Source organism: Duganella sacchari (assembly GCF_900143065.1).
In the GTDB taxonomy this organism is placed as follows: domain Bacteria; phylum Pseudomonadota; class Gammaproteobacteria; order Burkholderiales; family Burkholderiaceae_D; genus Rugamonas; species Rugamonas sacchari.
In genome coordinates this window covers 545,369-563,552 of sequence record NZ_FRCX01000003.1, presented here as the reverse complement: position 1 = coordinate 563,552, position 18,184 = coordinate 545,369, and the positions used below count along the sequence as shown (strand labels likewise).

The window sequence follows — 18,184 nt, the reverse complement described above, 5'->3', positions numbered from 1 at the left end:
AAATTTCGCTTTAAGAAAATTTTGACTTGGATCAATGTTTTTACTGCACTGCATCAATAGACTTTGTCACGTTACTTAACGACGACAAAGAGGAAGTGAAATGAGTAAGTCTCTAGCAGCAGTACTGGCAGCCCTGACCCTGATGAGCGGTAATGCCTTTGCAGAAGAGAGCCCATGGCTGGTGCGCGCACGCGCGGTGCATCTGGACCCGGCGGACAAATCCGACGCGCTGGGCGGCGTCGGCAAAACCGACCGTATCGGCGTCAGCAGCAAAACCATCCCGGAAGTGGACATCTCCTATTTCTTCACCAAAAACATCGCGGCCGAGCTGATCCTGACCTATCCGCAAAAGCACGATGTCACACTGGATGGCGCCAAGATCGGCACCGTCAAGCACCTGCCGCCGACGCTGCTGGTGCAGTACCACTTCCTGCCGGACGCCCAGTTCCGTCCGTACGTCGGCGCGGGCGTCAACTACACCACGTTCTCCAAGAACGAACTGCTGAACGGCGCGGCCAGCCTCGAGCATGACAGCTTCGGCCTGGCACTGCAGGCGGGCGCCGACGTTGCCATCGACAAGAACTGGTCGATCAACTTCGACGTGAAAAAAGCGCAGATCCGCAGCGACGTGCTGATCGGTGGCGCCAAGGCCAGCCGTGTGAAGATCGACCCGCTGATGATCGGCGTCGGCATCGGCTACCGTTTCTAAGCAGCACCACCCCACGCATGGGGCGCTATAATATTTCCAGATCGATAGCAACGAAATGGAAAGCCCCATGCGCAAGAGTCTGATAGTCCTGATGCCACTGCTGCTGACCGCCTGCGTAGACGATACCGCGTCCTACTATGCGGACGGCCCGGTGGGCAATCATGCGCTGACCATTCATCGCGCGCAGAAACACTTCTGGAGCAGCGCCAGCCGCGTCGAGCTCATCATGCAGCGCCTGCCCGACTGCCTGCGGCGCATCGAACTGACCGAGATGCCGGCGGAAGATGTGGAAATCGAACTGCTGTCGGGCGGCGACAACGTCTGGACGCTGCGCGCCGGCCAGGAAATGTGGCAGGTCGAAACGCAGACCTGCACCCAGTATCCCGACGTCAAAGGCGATGGTGGCGAGCTGATGGGCGTATTCCGCGCCGACGGCGACAAATTCGTCTACGAAGCCGCCGTCGTCGAAACCGTCCCCGCCGACGCCCCCGCCAAATAATCCGGGGTCAGGTCCGTCATTTCTACACGAACTCATGTAGAAATGGCGGACCTGACCCCGTTTTTATCAGCGGGCCAGGGCGATCTGGCGCGAGGTGGAGGTGGCGGTGCGGCGGGTGGCGGCGCGGGCGCGTGGTGCGGCGGGCGCATGCGTATCGCCACTCAGTTTGAAGCGCGCGACCAGGGCGGCCAGTGTGGCGGCCTGTTCCTGCATGCTGCCGGCCGCAGCGGCGGCCTCTTCGACCAACGCAGCGTTCTGCTGCGTGACGGAATCCATCTCGGTGATCGCCATGTTGACGTGGCCGATGCCGGTGCTTTGCTCGCTTGAGGCGTCGGTGATCGCCGACATGATCTGGGTGACGCGTGAAACGCTGGTCACTACCTGATCCATCGTCGTGCCCGCCTCTGCCACGAGCGCGCTGCCGGCGCCGATGCTGTCCACCGAGGCGTTGATGAGTTCCTTGATTTCCTTGGCCGCCGCCGCCGAACGCTGGGCCAGGTTGCGCACTTCCGACGCCACCACGGCAAAGCCGCGGCCCTGTTCGCCCGCGCGCGCCGCTTCCACCGCCGCATTCAGGGCCAGGATGTTGGTCTGGAAGGCGATGCCGTCAATCACGCTGATGATGTCGACAATGCGCGTGGCCGAAGCATTGATGGTCTCCATGGTCTGCACCACTTGCGACACCACCTTGCCGCCACGCTCCGCCACTTCCGAGGCCGATTGCACCAGCTGGTTGGCCTGCACGGCGTTGTCCGCATTCTGGGTCACGGTGGAGGTCAGCTCTTCCATCGACGCCGCCGTTTCCTCCAGCGAGCTGGCCTGCGATTCGGTGCGCGCCGACAAGTCCATATTGCCGCTGGCAATTTCGCCCGACGCGGTGGCGATGGTGTCGGCGCTGTGGCGGATTTCGCGGATGGTTTCGGCCAGGCGCTGCTGCATCGCCTTCACCGAGTGCAGGATGCTGCCCTGGTCCGACTCGTGCACCTTGACGTCCACGCTGAGGTCGCCCTCGGCAATGGTGCGCGTGACTTCACCCACATACTCGGGATCGCCGCCGATGGTGTGGCGCAGGCTCTTGTTGACGAGGCTCACCACCACCCACAGCAGCACGCACACCAGCGCCAGCCAGCCGGCCGACACCAGCAGCGATTCGCGGAACGCGGTGTCGATGTCATCGGTGTACACGCCGGTCACCAGGTCCCAGCCCCATGGCTCGTAGTGCACCACGCGGCTCATCTTGGGCACGGGCTCGTTGGAACCGGGGCGCGACCAGTAATAGCTGACAAAGCCGCCGCCCTCGGGCATGGCGCCGGTCGCGGCAATCGCGCGGTAGACGTAGGTGCCTTTCGGATCTTTCAGGTCGACCAGATCCTTGCCATTGTTTTCCGGCTTGATCGGGTGCATCAGCGACTTGGTGCCGCTGCTGATGGTGAAGTAGCCATCCTTGGCGTAGCGCAGGCCGCGGATGAGGTCCATCGCCTGTTTCTGCGCATCTTCTTTGCTCAGGGTGCCGGCCGCAGCCTTGTCACCATACTGCTTGACGATATTCAGCGCCAGATCATCCAGGCTGCGCAGGTCGTTCTGCCGCTCTTCCATGCGGACATTGCGGGTCTGAATAGTTTCAAACAAGAAAATTGCGGTGATGCACAGCAGACTGCAAAGCAAGGGCACCCACAGCTTCTGCTGGAACGATAACTTGTTCATTTAGTTTGTCTCCTATTGTTCTGTGGAAATGAGCATACCCCCAAATGTGTCACGCATGGTGCAAGAAATTTAATGCTGTGGTTTATGCGCAATAAAGCAAAACGGGCGCTGCGATCTGATCGCAGCGCCCGTCTAGAGCAACGTTGTCGCCTGATTATTGTGCATTTTTTATTGCGCAGTTTTGTCTTTCACTTGCTTGGCGGCCAGTTGCGCCTTGACCTCGGCGTTTTTTGCGCGTGGCGCCATGTAGGCCGGGTCCTGATATGCTTCATTGGTGTCGAGCAGGCCGGCCTTGCGGGCGGCAATGGTGTCCGCCTTGACTTGTGCACGGGTCAGCGTGCTGCTGCCGGTGTTGCGGAAGGCCTGGTCGACGGCGGCTTCGTTGGTGTCAGCGGCAAACGTGGTGCCGGCGGCAACCAGCAGGGTGACAGCGGCGAGGATAGATTGGGCTTTCATGTTCATGCTCCTGAAGAGGAATTCGATGGAGTCATCTTAGTATTAAAAATTCTGATTAAATAGCGCAAAATTCCACTCAAATTCATCCGTTTATCCGATGATAAAGCCGCATGATCGTGGTTGTGACGAGCTAGGTAGTGTTCTTGAGCAACGAAATGTGTCAGAATAATGATTTCCTTCTTAACAATTCTGCGCCCCCATGAAATTCCCTTTGTCGATCCTGCTGCTGGCCTCTAGCGCGTGCGTAGTCCACGCCGCACCGGCCGTGCCCAAGTTCGACGGGGCGGCGCTGGTGGAGCAGATCAGTACGCTGGCCTCGGATGAGTTCGAAGGCCGTGCGCCCGGCACCAATGGCGAAACCCAGACCATCGAATATCTGCAACAACAGTTCAAGAAACTGGGGCTGGAGCCGGGCAATCCGGATGGCACCTATCTGCAGACGGTGCCGCTGGCCGGCATCTCCAGCCATCCCACGCTGCGCTATGGCAGCACCCAGCTGAAGTTCGGCGAAGACTACGTGGCCTGGACCGCGCGCGCCGACAAGCAGATCGAGGTAGCCGATTCCGAGCTGGTGTTTGTCGGCTACGGCGTGCAGGCGCCGGAGTTCAAGTGGGACGACTACAAAGGCGTGGACCTGAAAGGCAAGACGCTGGTCATGCTCATCAACGACCCGCCGGTGCCCGACCCGAAAAAGCCGAAAATGCTGGACCCGGCCGTGTTCGGCGGCCATGCGGTGACGTGGTACGGCCGCTGGAACTACAAATTCGAAATGGCCGCGAAGATGGGCGCGGCAGCGGCGCTGATCGTGCACGAAACCAAAACGGCCGGCTATCCGTATGAAGTCGTGGTCAATGGCTGGGGCCGCGAAAACTTCGCGCTGAAAAGCAGCAAGCCGGACGGCTACATGCCCGCCATCGCCGGCTGGCTGCAAAACGAGCGCGCCTGCGATCTGTTCAAGGCCGCCGGCAAGGATTTTGCAGAGCTCAAGCAACAGGCGCTGTCGCGCAACTTCAAGCCTATCCCGCTGGGCATCAAAATCAACCTGGCGACCGTGAACGCGGTGCGGGAAGTGGCGTCGCACAACGTGGTCGCGCGGATTGCCGGTTCCGATCCGCAACTCAAGAACGAAGTGGTGGTGTACACGGCGCACTGGGACCATTTCGGTATTGATGAAACGCTTCCAGGCCCGCGCACGCAGCAAATCTTCCACGGTGCGGTGGACAATGCGAGCGGCGTCGCCGGTCTGCTGCAAATTGCCAAAGCCTACAAAGCGATGCCGACACCGCCCAAGCGCAGCATCCTGTTTGTGGCAACCACGGCGGAAGAACGCGGCCTGCTCGGTGCGCAATACTATGTGCGCCATCCGCTGTACCCGATCAGCAAGACCATCCTCAACATCAATATTGACGGCCTGAACCTGTGGGGCCGCACGCGCGATGTCGAGCTGAGCGGCATGGGAAAATCGTCGGCGGACGACATCGTGGCCGCCATCGCCGCCAGGCAGGGGCGCGTGGTCAAGCCCGACAGCAACGTCAGCTACGGCAGCTACTACCGCGGCGACCAGCTGGAATTTGCGCGTGTCGGCATTCCGACCATCTACCTGCGCAGCAGCGCCGGCAAGCTGCTGAACTACACCGCGCAGCACTACCACACCGTCAGCGACACCGTACAAGCCAACTGGAACACCAGCGGCGCGGTTGAAGACCTGAGCCTGCTGTTCCAGGCCGGCTATCAGGCCGCGCAAGCCAAAGACCAGCCCAAGTGGAAAGACAGCGCCGAATTCCAGCGCCACTGATCCGGGCAGTAATTAAAGGCGGGCGATAAGGGCAGCGGTGTGGGGGCCGGCGGCGAGCGTCGCCAGTTTGGGGCCCAGCTTTTGGAGCTGCGCGAGGTTGCGTTGCTGGAAGGCGTCGGCGCCGGCGATCCGGATGTCGGCCAGTACGCCTTGCGCCGCTTGCTCAATGCGCGCGCTGTCCTGCGGCGCCAGGTCAATCACGCTGTTCAGATAGGTCACGCCCCATTGCAGGCGCGTCGCAGGACCCGTCGCGGCTTGCCACGCCTTGCCATACCATGCCAGCACGCCCGCGATGTCGCTACGGCGCTTGGCGTTCGCAGCCAGGCTCAGCATGAAGTAGTACGGTGAATGCGAACGCGGCAGTTCGGCCAGCAGCACTTGTTCCGCTTGCGCGCTCAGGCCGGCGTCGTTGAGCGCACTGACGGCGGTGTTCACCAGTGTGTGGCGTTCGTAGGGATCGGTGGATGCGGCCAGCGCTTCTTCCACCTTCTCGCGCACCAGATCTTGCAAGCCGTGTGCCGGCGCCAGCAGGCGGGCCAGGCGCATTTGCAGGCGCACGGCCATCAGGCGGTCCGGTGCGCTGAGCCAGAAGTCGTCGGCCCACTGCGCAGCGACACCGCCCAGCGCTGCCGCCAGTTCTTCGCGGCGGCTGGCAATTTTGATCAGGTTGACGCCGCTGTTGTTGAAGATGTCCATGTTGACGCGCGCCAGCCGGGCATCGGCCAGCAGCGCCAGCAAGTCCGCGGCATCGGCTGCGCCGGCCGCCAGTTGGGCATGCAGGCGCAGGCGGGCGGCGGCGTCAGGATCGGTGCTGGCAGCCGCCAGCGTTGCCAGCGTCGGCGCCAGCGCGCGCGTACCCAGCAGTTTGCCCTCGTCGGTATCCCAGGAGTAGTGGGCCAGCAAGGTCCACTCGTGGCCGCTCAAGGCGCGCGTGCCTGTCAAGGCGGCCTCCAGCGCGGCGGCGGCCGATGAGCCGGCCGCATGGACGGTCAAGGCAGTATCGAATGCGGCAACGAACAGCTCGCCATCGAGCTCGCACGGCAGGCGCGTGATTTCGCTGCCGTCAGGCGCGAACAGCACCAGCGTCGGATAGCTGCGCAGCGCGTACTGCGCGGCCAGCGCCTGGGCGCCTGCGCTGTCGCCGTCGAGGTAATAGCACAGCACGGCCGCGCTCCGCTGCACCAGCTCGTCGCGCGCGAAGATCTCCGATTTGACGCGGTTGCACGGCGGGCACCAGACGGCGCCCCAGTACAGGAACAGGGGCCGCTGCTGCGCCGCGGCCAGCGCAAACGCGTCCGCCAGGCTGCCGCCCAGCCATTTGATGGCTGCCATCGGGCTTAATCCTTGGCCAGCGCCAGGAATTCGGTCCGCATCGCCAGGTTAGGCTGCAGTTCACCCAGCATCGCGGAGGTCACCGTCTCTTCGCCCGGCGTGCGGATGCCGCGGCTTTCCATGCACAGGTGGCGGCATTTGATGATCACGCCCACCGCTTTCGGCTCCAGCACGTCCATCAGCGCGTTGGCGATCTGCATGGTCATGCGTTCCTGCACCTGCAGGCGCTTGGAGAAGCAGTCCACCAGGCGGGTCAGCTTGGACAGGCCGACGATCTTGCCGTTCGGGATGTAGCCCACGGTGGCCTTGCCGAAGAACGGCGCCAGGTGGTGCTCGCAATGGCTGTACACCGGGATATTGCGGACGATGATGAATTCGTTGTACTGCTCCGCGCCATCTTCAAACGCTTTCAGCAGTTTGACCGGGTCCTGCTCGTAGCCCGAGGTCCAGTGCTTCCAGGCTTTCGCCACGCGCGCCGGGGTTTCCTGCAGGCCGGGACGGTCCGGATCTTCACCAAAACTGGCAAGCAGGCGGCGCCAGTCGTTTTCCGAGAATTCTTCTTGAGACATGATGAAACACCTTTTTTCAAATTTGCCCGACAGTATATAGAAAACGCCGGGACTTCACCCGCGCTCAGCCGGGCCGGTGGGCGTCGATGAGCTTGGCGGCAATCGAGACTTTGACCGGCGTCTCCGGCCATTCGTCGCCGGGCCCGAACCAGCGCGCTTCGGCGATCTCGGTCGCGTCGACGCGAATCTCGCCGTCCAGGTAATCGGCCGTGTAGGCAATCATCAGCGAATGCGGGAACGGCCACGACTGGCTGCCGAAATACTGGAGGTTGTGCACGCGCAGGCCGACCTCTTCATACACCTCGCGGTGGATGGCCTCCTCGACCGATTCGCCCGCTTCCAGAAAGCCGGCCAGCGCCGTGTAGCGCTTGTAAGGCGAATTGGTGTGCATCGCCAGCAGCACCTGGTCGCCCTTGCGCACCAGCACCATCATGGCCGGCGAGATGCGCGGATAGGCGCTGTGGCCGCACTGCGGGCAGCGCAGGCAGCGCTCGCCCTCGAGCAATTGCAGCGGCGTGGCGCAGGCGCCGCAATAGCGGTGGGTGCGCGCCCATTCAAGGATCTGGTAAGCACGGCCGGCGATGCCCAGGAAGCCGTCATCCACCACGCTGAACAGCGAGCGCAGGCTGTGATAGCTGAATTCCGGCCCCGGCAGCAATGGCTCATCCAGCCATACGGCCTGGTAGTAGCGCCCCGCCATCTCGCCCAGCGGATGCACACGCTCGGCAGGCAAGGCCACACCGGCCAGGTCCGCCAGCTCCGGCAAGCCCAGCACAGTGTTGCGCAGAAGCAACTCACCGCGATGGAACACGAATGTTAGCGGCCTGTCATGCTCCTGCGGCCGTATCAGCGGGGTAAATGTGGCGGGAGTTTGCAGCATAGCCGGGAAAATAGAAGATGGACACGGAACAGCATCTTACAGTGTTTCCTGATTACCTATTTTGCGCGCAAAAATCGGCGACTTTCTTGGCGGAAAAATCAACGCTAAGTCATTGTTTTCAGACCAAGATTTAAAGGATTTTTAGCGCTCTTCTCTCTGGATAAGGCCGTTTGGCGGTACTATATTCTATCGTCAGGAGAATATCGACCATGCCATCTTTAATACCAGGTTTTAACACCGACCAAATCGCCAGCTTGCAGACCAGCCAAGTCATCCAGATGAGCACGGAGGACATCAGCTTGCTGTCGACCGCGCAGGTGCAAGCCTTGAGCCTCCAGAATCTGGCCGTGATCGGCACCGCCCAGCTGCGTGCAATGACGACGCGCACCTTGGCCGCGCTGACCACCCAGCAACTGGGCCAGGGTCTGACGACCAAGCAAATTGCCGCCCTGACCACGGGCCAGCTGGTGAACCTGACCACCGACCAGCTGACCGCCGGCCTGACGACCGACCAGTTTGCCGCGCTATCGACGGCACAGCTGGGCTCGCTGACGACAACGCAATTCTCCCTGATCCCGACCAACGACATCGCTGCGCTCAAGACCGCGCAGCTGGCGTCGCTGAGCACCACCCAACTGCGCACGCTGGGCAGCAGCCAGATTGCCGCGCTGACCACCAGCCAGGCTGTCGCCCTGTCCACCCGCCAGATCGCTGCCCTGACCAGCGCGCAACTGGCCGGCATCGAGACGGCCGACATCAATGTACTCGGCAGCCAGCAGCTGAATGCGCTGGGCACCAGCCAGATCACCACGCTCAACAGCGACCAGATCGGCGCGCTGCGCACCGCCCAGTCCAGCAACCTGTCGACCACGCTGATTGCCGCGCTCGGCACCGAGCAGCTGGCCGCGCTGGGCACGGACGGCTTTGCTGCCCTCAAAACCGCGCAGATCGCCGCGCTGACCACCAAACAGTTTGCCGCCCTCAGCACCGACCAGATCGTCGCGCTGACCACGGCGCAAACCGTGGCGCTGACCACGCTGCAGCTGAGCCAGCTGTCCAGCACCCAGCTGGCCGCGATGGAAACCCAGGACTTCGCCGCGCTGCGCAGCAACCAGCTGGCCGCACTGGGCAGCGCCACCACCGCGCTGCTGGGCACGGACCAGATCGCCGCACTGACCACGGCCCAGGTGGCCGCCATGTCGCTGGGCCAGATCCGTGCACTGACCACCGACCAGATCGTCGCGCTGACCACCGGCCAGTTCACCGCGCTGCAAAGCGCGCAGCTGCAAGCACTGAACAGCAATCAGCTGGCCGCGATTGAAACCCGCGACATCGCCGCGCTGCGCACCCAGCAGGTGGCGGTGCTGACCTCCAACCAGCTCAACGCACTGGGCACCGATCAGATCGTCAGCCTGAGCACCGCCCAGGCCGCCGCGCTGGGCACCGCGCAGATCGGCACGCTGTCGACCACCCAGCTGGCCGCGCTGGACACGCAAGACGTGGCCGCGCTGCGCACCCAGCAGGTCGCTGCCATCTCCACCGCCGCCATGTCTATCCTGTCGAGCGCGCAAGTGGCCGCGCTGAATTCGGCGCAACTGAGCGCGCTGCAAAGCAAGCAGCTGGCCGCGCTCAGCACCGACAATATCGCCGTGCTGACATCCGTGCAGGTCGGCGGCTTCACCACCCAGCAGATTGCCGCGCTGTCGTCGTCGCAGGTGGCAGCGCTGGGCGACACCGTATTTGGCAGCCTCAAGACGCAGCAATTCGCCGCCCTGAGCACCAGCCTGATTGCCGCCCTGAGCACCGCCCAGATCGCCGCGCTGAAAACCGCGCAGGCCAACGCCCTGACCTCGCTGCAACTGTCAGCCTTCTCGAGCGACCAGCTGGCCGCGCTGTCGACCGCCGACCTCGCTGCGATCCGCACCCAGCAGCTGGCCGGCCTGAGCACCAGCAACGTCAGCCTGCTGACCACCGACCAGTTCGCGGCCTTGAGCACGGCCCAGGTGGCAGCACTGAGCAGCCGCCAGTTGAGCGTGCTCAGCAGCGATCAGATCGTCAGCCTCACCACGGCCCAGGCCGGCGCGCTGACGACGCAGCAAGTCGCCGCCATGGGCACCGAGCAGGTCGCCGTCATGGAAACCCGTGACCTGGCCGCGCTCAAGACCAACCAGATCGCCGCACTGACCAATGGCCAGATCGCCGCGCTCGACAGCGACCAGATCATCGGTCTCAGCACCCAGCAATATACTGCGCTGACCAGCAAGCAGGTGGCCGCGTTGAGCACCGCGCAAGTGGCCGTCATGCAGACAGCCGATCTCAACGCGCTGCAAACCCGCCAGGTCGTCGCCCTCATCAGCGACGCGATTGCCGCCATCACCACCGACCAGTTGTCCGTGCTGGGCACGGCCGCGCTGAACGCGCTCACCAGCGACCAGCTGGCGGCGCTGACCACCGACCAGATCGTTGCGCTGAGCACCCAGCAAGTCGCCAGCCTCAACACGCGCAGCCTGGCCGCGCTGTCGACCAACCAGCTGAACGCGCTGGAAACGCGCGACTTTGCCGCACTCAAGACCAACCAGATTGCCGCGCTGACCGCCGGCCAGGTGGCCGCACTGAATACCGACCTCATCGTCGCCCTCACCACCGCCCAGGCCGGCGCACTGACGCCGGTGCAACTGGTGGCGCTGACCAGCGACCAGATGAACGCCATGGAAACCCAGGACTTCGCCGCGCTGAAGACCAGCCAGCTGCTGGGCCTGGGCACCAAGGCCATCGCCACGCTGACGCCGGGCCAGGTGGCCGCGCTGAAGACCGAGCAGCTGATCCAGCTGACCTCGGACCAGGTGCAGGTCCTGAGCAGCAGCCAGCTGGCCGTGCTGAGCACCTTGCAGATCGGCGCCCTGACCAGCGCCCAGATCAGCTACCTGCTGACCGAGCAGGTGGCCGTCTTGACCACCGCCGACTGGGCCGCCCTCAAGTCCAGCCAGCTCAACGCACTGAGCAGCAAACAGATCGCCGCCGTCACCAGCGACCAGATCGTTGCGCTGACCACGCAGCAAGCCAGCCAGCTCAGCACGCGTCAGCTGGGTGCGCTGTCGACCGACCAGCTCAACGCCATGGAAAGCCAGGACCTGGGCGCGCTAACCAGCAACCAGATCGCCAGCCTGGGCACCGGCGCAATTGCCGCGCTGAGCCTGTCGCTGCTGGCCGCGCTGAAAACCCAGCAAGCCGCCGCGCTGACCTCTAACCAGGTCCAGGCGCTGGGCACGGCACAGGTGGCCGCGCTGAGCACCGCACAAATCAGCAGCCTCAACACCGCGCAAGTTGCCGCCCTTGACAGCAACCAGGTGCAAGCCATCGAAACCCAGGACCTGGCCGCCCTGAAAACCCAGCAGGTAGCCGCCTTCAGCACCAGCCAGATCGCCGCGCTCAATAGCGACCAGATCGTGGCGCTGTCGACGCTGCAGGTCAGCAACCTGAGCACGCGCCAGCTGTCCGTGCTGTCCACCGACCAGGTCATCGCGCTGGAAACGCGCGACCTGGCTGCGCTGAAAACCCAGCAGATCGCCGGCCTCGGCAGCGACAATCTGAATGCCCTCACCAGCGCCCAGGTGCAAGCGCTGACCACGGCCCAGATCGGCGCCCTGAGCAGCAGCCAGCTGCAAGCACTGAACACCACGCAAGTCGCCGAACTGACTACCGGCCAGGTTGCCGGCCTGACCAGCACGCACATCAGCCTGCTGAGCAGCGACCAGCTGGTGGCCTTGGGCACGGATGGCCTGTCGCGCCTCAAGACCCAGCAGATCACCGCGCTGCGCACGGCCCAGGTGGCCACGCTCAATAGCGACCAGATCATTGCACTGACCACCCAGCAAGTCAGCAACCTGAGCAGCCAGCAAGTGGCCGCGCTGGGCAGCGACCAGCTGAATGCGATGGAAACGCAAGACCTCGCATCGCTGCGCACCCAGCAGATCGCCGCCCTGGGCACCGCCCAGGTGGCCGGCCTGAGCAGTCGCCAGACCGGCGCGCTGACCACCCAGCAAATCACCGGCCTAACCTCGGCCCAGCTCAATGCGCTTGACGCCAGCCAGCTGCAAGGCCTGTCCACCGCCGCGATTGCCGCGCTGCGCACCGCGCAAATGGCGGTGCTGAGCACGGACCAGCTCAGCGCACTGCTGAGCGACCAGTTCCGCGTCCTCAACACCGCCCAGATCGCCGCACTGACCACCGCCCAGTTCCAGTCGCTGAGCACCGACCAGATCGTGGCGCTGAGCACGCTGCAAGCGTCCAGCCTGAACAGCACCCAGATCCAGTCGCTGAGCGCCAGCCAGCTGGCCGCGCTGGAAACCCAGGACCTGGCCGCCATGAAAACGGCCCAGATCAACGCGCTGAAAACGGCGCAACTGGTGCTGCTGAACAGCAGTCAGATCGCCGGCCTCAGCACGCTGCAAGTGGCCAACCTGAGCACCGCGCAACTGTCCGCGCTGAACACCGACCAGATCGTGGCGCTGGAATCGCAAGACCTGGCCGCGCTCAAGACCCAGCAAGTGCTGGCCCTGTCCAGCGACCAGCTGGACGCCATCAGCACCGACCAGCTGCAAGCCGTCACGCTGGCCCAGCTGGCCGCGCTGAGCACGGCGCAGCTGCAATCGCTGCTGACCTCGCAGATTGCCGCCCTCAGCACCCAGCAGATCGGCGCCCTCATCACGGCCCAGATCGCCGCGCTGGGCAACAACCAGCTGGCCGCGCTGAACACGGATGACATCGGCGCGCTCAAATCGGCCCAGATCGGCGCCCTGCGCACCGCGCAAGTGGCGCTGTTGAGCACCGACCAGATTGTCGCGCTCAAGAGCAACCAGGTGGCCGCCATGTCGACCACCCAGCTGACGGCGCTGAACTCCGACCAGATCGGCGCGCTGAGCACCGACGACTTCGCCGCCTTGAGCGCCGCCCAGCTGGCAGCGCTGGGCGGCTTGAACAACCTCAGCACTGACCAGATCCAGGGCCTGACCACCAACCAGATCGCCGGCCTCACCACGGCCCAGATCGCGGGCTTCAACACCGCCCAGATCGTGGCCCTGACCACGCGCCAGATCGGCGCACTGAGCACCGCCGGTGTCGCCTCGCTGAGCAGCGACCAGCTGCGTGCCGTGGAACTGGTCGACCTGGCCGCCATGAAAACCGCGCAGATCCTGGCGCTGAGCAGCGACCAGGTGCAGCTGCTGACCTCCGACCAGGTCGGCGCCCTGACCACCTCCCAGGCCCAGGCGCTGAGCAGCGGCCAGTTGCGCGCGCTGACCTCGGCGCAAGTACAAGCCCTGAGCACCGACGACCTGTTCGCGCTGAAATCCGCGCAGATCCAGGCGCTGTCGAGCGACCAGCTGAACACGCTGCAACCGGGCCAGCTGCAAAGCCTGGGCCTGGTCCAGCTGACCGCGCTCAGCAGCGCGCAGCTGCAGGCACTCAGCAGTGACCAGATCGTCGGCCTGACCACCCAGCAATTCGGCTTCCTGAGCACGGCGCAAGTGGCGCTGCTGACCACCGCCCAGCTCGGCGCGATCGAGCTGGAAGACCTGGCCGCGCTCAAGACCAGCCAGATCCAGGCCCTCAGCAGCACCCAGCTGCAAGCGCTGACCAACGACCGCATCATTGCCCTGACCACCCAGCAGGTGCAGGCGCTGGGCACGGCGCAGGTGGCCGCACTGACCACAAGCCAGATCCAGGCCGTCGAAACTGAAGACCTGGCCGTCCTCAAGGCCGCGCAGTTGCAGGCGCTGAGCAGCGACCAGCTCAACAGCCTGTACGGCGTCCAGTGGCAAAACCTCGGCACCGCCCAGCTCAACGCGCTGACCACCACGCAATTCCGCGCACTGAGCAGCGACCAGATCATCCTGCTGACCACCGACCAGGCCGGCATGCTGGCGACCGCGCAGATCGCCTCGCTGAACTCGTCCCAGCTGGCCGCGCTGGAGCTGGAAGACCTGGCCGTCCTGAGCAGCAACCAGATCGCCGCGCTGAGCACCTTGCAGATGAGCCAGCTGGACCTGGCCCACATTGCCGGCTTCAGCACCCAGCAGGCCGCCGGCCTCAGCGGTGCCCAGCTTGGCGCGCTGAGCACCGACCAGTTCCAGGCCCTGGGCACGGACGCCGTGTCGGCGCTGAAAACCGCGCAAGTTGCCGGCCTCAGCACCAACCAGCTGATCTCGCTGACCATCGACCAGTTGCAGCACCTGACCACCGACCAGATCGACGCACTGACCTCGTCGCAGGCACGCGCGCTGACTACCGACCAGGTCGCCGCGCTGACCACACTGCAGGTGGACAACCTGGGCACGCGCCAGTTGAACGCACTGAGCAGCAGCCAGATCGCCGCCCTCAGCACCGACAACTTCGCCACCCTGTCCAGCAGCCAGATCGCCGCGCTCAACGCCGCCCAGTTCGGCGCCATCACCACCGACCAGATGGTGGCACTGAGCAGCATGCAGGCCGCCTCGCTGGGCACCGCCCAGGTCGCCGCACTCAGCAGCGACCAGCTTGACGCGCTGGAAAGCGCCGACTTCATCGCGCTCAAGAGCACGCAGATTGCCGCCATCACCACCGCCAACATCGCCGCGCTGACCACCGACCTGGTCAGCGTGCTGACCACCGCGCAAATGACCGGCATCAGCAGCGATCAGATCAAGGCCCTCAACACCGACCAGGTTGCCGCGCTGAACAGCACGCAAGCCACCGCGCTCAACTCGGCCCAGATTGCCGCCTTCAGCACCAGCCAGATCGGTGCGCTGAGCACGGCCGACTTTGTTGCGCTGCGCAGCAACCAGCTGGCCGCACTGAGCACCACGCAATTTGCCGCGCTGACCAGCGACCAGCTCAACGCCCTGTCCACCAGCGCCTTCACCGCGCTGACCACGGCCATGCTGGAATCGCTGACCACCAGCCAGTTCAGCCAGCTGACCACGGCCCAGATCGGCGCCCTGACCTCGACCCAGGCCGGTGCACTGAGTACCGGACAGCTCAGCACCTTGAGCACCGACCAGTTCGCCGTCATCAGCACCGCCGCCATCCGCAACCTGCAATCGGGCCAGTTTGGCGCGCTGACCACCGACCAGATCGTCGCGCTGACCACGCAGCAAGTGCGCGCGCTCAACAGCATGCAGCTGGGCGCCCTGACCAGCGCCCAGGTGGCCGCACTGGAAACCGTCGACCTGGCCGCACTGGGCACGGCACAGCTGGGCCTGCTGAACACCGATCAGCTGCAAGCGCTGCTGACCGACCAGCTGGCCTCGCTGTCGACCGCGCAGATCAGCACCTTGAGCACCGACCAGGTCAGCAGCGGCCTGACCACCGCGCAAATCGTCGCGCTGACCACCGCGCAAGCCGCCGCGCTGGCCACCAGGCAGGTGGCCGCCCTGACCACCGACCAGATCGCCGCCCTGGAAACCGCCGACCTGTCCTCGTTCAGCACGCGCCAGATGCAGGCCCTGACCAGCGACCAGCTGAACACGCTGAGCACCGACCAGCTCAACAGCCTGACCAGCACCGAGCTGGCCGCGCTGACCACGGCCCAGATCAGTGCCGGTCTCAGCACAGCGCAGCTGGCCGCACTGGACACCAACCACATCAGCGCGCTGAGCACCAGCCAGCTGACCTGGGGCGTGGGCGCGGCCGCGATTGCCGCGCTGACCACCGACCAGCTGGCCGCACTGCGCACCGCGCAAACCGCGACGCTGAGCACGGCCCAGATCAGCCTGCTGACCACCGAACAGATCGTCGCCCTGACCACCGCCCAGACCACCACACTGACCACCCAGCAAATCGCCGCCCTGGGCAGCGACCAGGTGGCCGCGCTGGAAACGGCGGACGTCGGCGTCCTGACCACGCGCCAGATCGCCGCCCTGAACGCCCAGCAACTGGGCGCCATGGCTGCGCTCCAGCTCAACGCCCTGAGCACTGCGCAACTGGCAGCACTTGGCACGAGCCAGCTCAGCAATGGCCTCACCACGGCCCAGGCCGCAGCGCTCGACACCGACCACATCACGGCGCTGACCACCGCCCAGCTGGCGTACGGCTTTACCGTCGACAGCCTGGCCGCGCTCGGCAGCGACCAGATCCAGTCGCTGCGCACGGTGCAGATCGCCACCATGACCACCGCGCAGATCAGCAGCCTCAGCACGGCCCAGATCGCCGCACTGCGCAGCGACCAGATGACCGGCCTGTCCACCGCCCAGATGCCAACGCTGACAGCCGACCAGCTGGCTGCGCTGAGCACGGCGCAAGTGGCCGCGCTCGACACCCAGGACGTGGCAGCATTGAGCGCCGGCCAGTTCGCCGGCCTCAGCACCGCGCAAACGTCCGCGCTGACCACCAGCCAGGTACGCGGCCTGAAAACCGCCCAGGTCAACGCCGTGGACGCCAGCCAGATCGCCGCCTTCAGCACCGACCAGCTGCAAGCGCTGAGCACGCAACAAGCAGCCGCGCTGAGCGTCGACGCCTTCACCGGCCTGTCCACCGACCAACTGGGCGCGCTGACCACGCAGGACGTGGCCGCCATCGGCACCTCGCAACTGTCCAGCCTGGACACGAGCAAACTGGTCGGCCTCAACACCAGCCAGATCCAGGCGCTCACCAGTGTCCAGCTGGGCGCCATGACCGCCGACCAGATGTACGCCCTGAGCACCACGCAGATTACCGCGCTGCGCACCGCCCAGATCGGCTACCTGACCACCGCGCAGCTGGCCGCGCTGTCCGATCCGCAAGTCCAGTCGCTGACCACCGACCAGGTTGCCGCGATCAAGCTGAGCCAGATCCCGGCGCTGACCGTCGACCAGGTGGGCGCACTCGGCTCCGACCAGCTGCGCGCCATGACCACCGCGCAGATCCAGGCCTTGAGCAGCACCCAGCTCAACGCCCTGACCGGCACCCAGGCAGGTGCGCTGACCACCACCCAGATGGCCGCGCTCAAAAACGCCCAGATCGCCGCATTGAGCGTGGACCAGATCTCCGGCTTCACCACCACCCAGCTGGCGGCCTGGACCACGGTCCAGCTGGGCGCGCTGACCGCCAGCCAGATCGGCTACCTGTCCACCGACCAGATCGCCGGCCTGACCAACGCCCAGGTCGCCGGCCTGAAAACCAGCCAGCTCATCGTCTTCAGCAACACCCAGCTGCAAGCCTTCACCGCCGGCCAGATGCCATCGCTGGCGACCGCCGGACTGGCCGCGCTGAGCCTGTCCCAGGCCAACGCCTTCACCGGCAGCCAGGTGGCAGCGATGTCCGTCACCCAGACCATGTCGCTGAACGCCTCCTCGGTGAATTACGCAACGCCGCTGATCCTCGACCTTGACGGCAACGGCGTACAAACGCAGAGCATTGCCGCCGGCGTCCAGTTCGACATCCGCGGCGCCGGCCAGAAAGTCAGCACCGGCTGGGTCGACGCCCACGACGGCCTGCTGGCCTTGGACCGCAATGGCGACGGCATCATCAACGACGGCAGCGAACTGTTCGGCAGCGGCACCACGCTGGCCGGCGGCAGCAAGGCCAGGGACGGCTACAGCGCCCTGCAAGCGCTGGACAGCAACGGCGACGGCCAGATCACCAGCGCCGACAGCGCCTACGGCGAACTGCGCGTCTGGATCGACGGCAACTCCGACGGCATCAGCCAGGCCGATGAACTGAAGACCCTGGCCCAGCTCAAGATTGCATCGATCAGCGTCAAGGCCAACCACACCCTGACCCAGCAGAACGGCAACCTCGTCGGCCTGACCTCGAGCTACACCAGCAACGACGGCAGCGTGCACCAGAGCGCGGACGTCTGGTTCCTGGCGCAGAACCAGACAGCAACACCATCTGCCTCCCTGCAACAGCAAGTGAGCGGCCTGAGCAACGCCATCGCCGGCTACGCCAGCACTGCGGCCGCGCCGGCGTCCTCCGCGCCACAGCTGGAGACCGCCAAACCGGCAGCCTCGGCAGCCGCCCTGGCCGACGGCAGCCAGGCCCTGAGCGACGCCCTCAAGCAATACCGCGCCGCCCAAGGCCTGCAAGGCTTCACTGCCGCCGTCACCGGAAAAACCCCGGCGACCGAACACGCCACCAGCTGGTTCACCGTCCCCAACCGCTAAAAACCCGCGGCCACTCCGGGGTCAGTTCTTGCAATCCAACACGAGCTCAGCCGTAAGTCATCTTACGGCTGAGCTCGTGTTGGATTGCAAGAACTGACCCCGGAGTGCTGAATGGTTGAGCA

The 18,184-nt window shown here is 64.9% G+C and carries 9 protein-coding genes; 4 read left to right on the top strand and 5 right to left on the bottom strand.

Annotated features, from left to right (window positions below; all coding sequences use genetic code 11):
- Positions 1-100 precede the first annotated feature (100 nt).
- A complete protein-coding gene (locus BUA36_RS08810) occupies positions 101-709 on the top strand; it encodes an OmpW/AlkL family protein (RefSeq protein ID WP_072783551.1) in 609 nt (202 codons plus the stop codon).
- Positions 710-776: 67 nt separating this feature from the next.
- Positions 777-1,208, top strand: a complete 432-nt coding sequence (locus BUA36_RS08805) for a hypothetical protein (protein WP_072783548.1) — start codon at positions 777-779, stop codon at positions 1,206-1,208.
- A gap of 66 nt (positions 1,209-1,274) precedes the next feature.
- Here the strand turns inward: BUA36_RS08805 and BUA36_RS08800 are convergent, their stop codons facing one another.
- Positions 1,275-2,912, bottom strand: a complete 1,638-nt coding sequence (locus tag BUA36_RS08800; protein ID WP_072783545.1) for a methyl-accepting chemotaxis protein — start codon at positions 2,910-2,912, stop codon at positions 1,275-1,277.
- A gap of 168 nt (positions 2,913-3,080) precedes the next feature.
- Positions 3,081-3,368, bottom strand: a complete 288-nt coding sequence (locus BUA36_RS08795) for a DUF4148 domain-containing protein (protein ID WP_072783543.1) — start codon at positions 3,366-3,368, stop codon at positions 3,081-3,083.
- 199 nt (positions 3,369-3,567) lie between these two features.
- Here BUA36_RS08795 and BUA36_RS08790 point away from each other — a divergent pair, with 199 nt between their 5' ends.
- Entirely contained in the window at positions 3,568-5,163 is a 1,596-nt protein-coding gene (locus BUA36_RS08790) for a M20/M25/M40 family metallo-hydrolase (protein ID WP_072783540.1), read from the top strand.
- A 12-nt stretch (positions 5,164-5,175) separates the two neighbouring features.
- On the opposite strand, the gene BUA36_RS08785 is transcribed toward BUA36_RS08790, so the two are convergent.
- The 3 genes from BUA36_RS08785 to nudC all read right to left on the bottom strand — a co-directional run bounded on the left by BUA36_RS08785 (position 5,176) and on the right by nudC (position 7,944).
- A complete protein-coding gene (locus tag BUA36_RS08785; RefSeq protein ID WP_084560063.1) occupies positions 5,176-6,495 on the bottom strand; it encodes a thioredoxin family protein in 1,320 nt (439 codons plus the stop codon).
- 5 nt (positions 6,496-6,500) lie between these two features.
- On the bottom strand, positions 6,501-7,064 hold the full coding sequence (gene folE / locus BUA36_RS08780; protein WP_072783537.1) for a GTP cyclohydrolase I FolE: 564 nt from the start codon (positions 7,062-7,064) through the stop codon (positions 6,501-6,503).
- A 64-nt stretch (positions 7,065-7,128) separates the two neighbouring features.
- Positions 7,129-7,944 (bottom strand): NAD(+) diphosphatase, encoded by an 816-nt coding sequence (gene nudC, locus BUA36_RS08775; RefSeq protein WP_072783535.1) that lies wholly within the window; start codon positions 7,942-7,944, stop codon positions 7,129-7,131.
- A 209-nt stretch (positions 7,945-8,153) separates the two neighbouring features.
- On the opposite strand from nudC, the gene BUA36_RS08770 reads away from it, so the two are divergent.
- Positions 8,154-18,062 (top strand): SPM autocatalytic domain-containing protein, encoded by a 9,909-nt coding sequence (locus tag BUA36_RS08770; protein ID WP_072783533.1) that lies wholly within the window; start codon positions 8,154-8,156, stop codon positions 18,060-18,062.
- Positions 18,063-18,184 lie beyond the last annotated feature (122 nt).

Excerpts from the sequence above, each read along its gene's own strand:
- BUA36_RS08795 (WP_072783543.1), bottom strand. The coding sequence starts at position 3,368 with ATGAAAGCCCAATCTATCCTCGCCGCTGTCACCCTGCTGGTTGCCGCC.
- BUA36_RS08805 (WP_072783548.1), top strand. The coding sequence starts at position 777 with ATGCGCAAGAGTCTGATAGTCCTGATGCCACTGCTGCTGACCGCCTGC.
- BUA36_RS08770 (WP_072783533.1), top strand. The coding sequence starts at position 8,154 with ATGCCATCTTTAATACCAGGTTTTAACACCGACCAAATCGCCAGCTTG.
- BUA36_RS08810 (WP_072783551.1), top strand. The coding sequence starts at position 101 with ATGAGTAAGTCTCTAGCAGCAGTACTGGCAGCCCTGACCCTGATGAGC.
- BUA36_RS08785 (WP_084560063.1), bottom strand. The coding sequence starts at position 6,495 with ATGGCAGCCATCAAATGGCTGGGCGGCAGCCTGGCGGACGCGTTTGCG.
- BUA36_RS08790 (WP_072783540.1), top strand. The coding sequence starts at position 3,568 with ATGAAATTCCCTTTGTCGATCCTGCTGCTGGCCTCTAGCGCGTGCGTA.
- BUA36_RS08800 (WP_072783545.1), bottom strand. The coding sequence starts at position 2,912 with ATGAACAAGTTATCGTTCCAGCAGAAGCTGTGGGTGCCCTTGCTTTGC.
- nudC (WP_072783535.1), bottom strand. The coding sequence starts at position 7,944 with ATGCTGCAAACTCCCGCCACATTTACCCCGCTGATACGGCCGCAGGAG.
- folE (WP_072783537.1), bottom strand. The coding sequence starts at position 7,064 with ATGTCTCAAGAAGAATTCTCGGAAAACGACTGGCGCCGCCTGCTTGCC.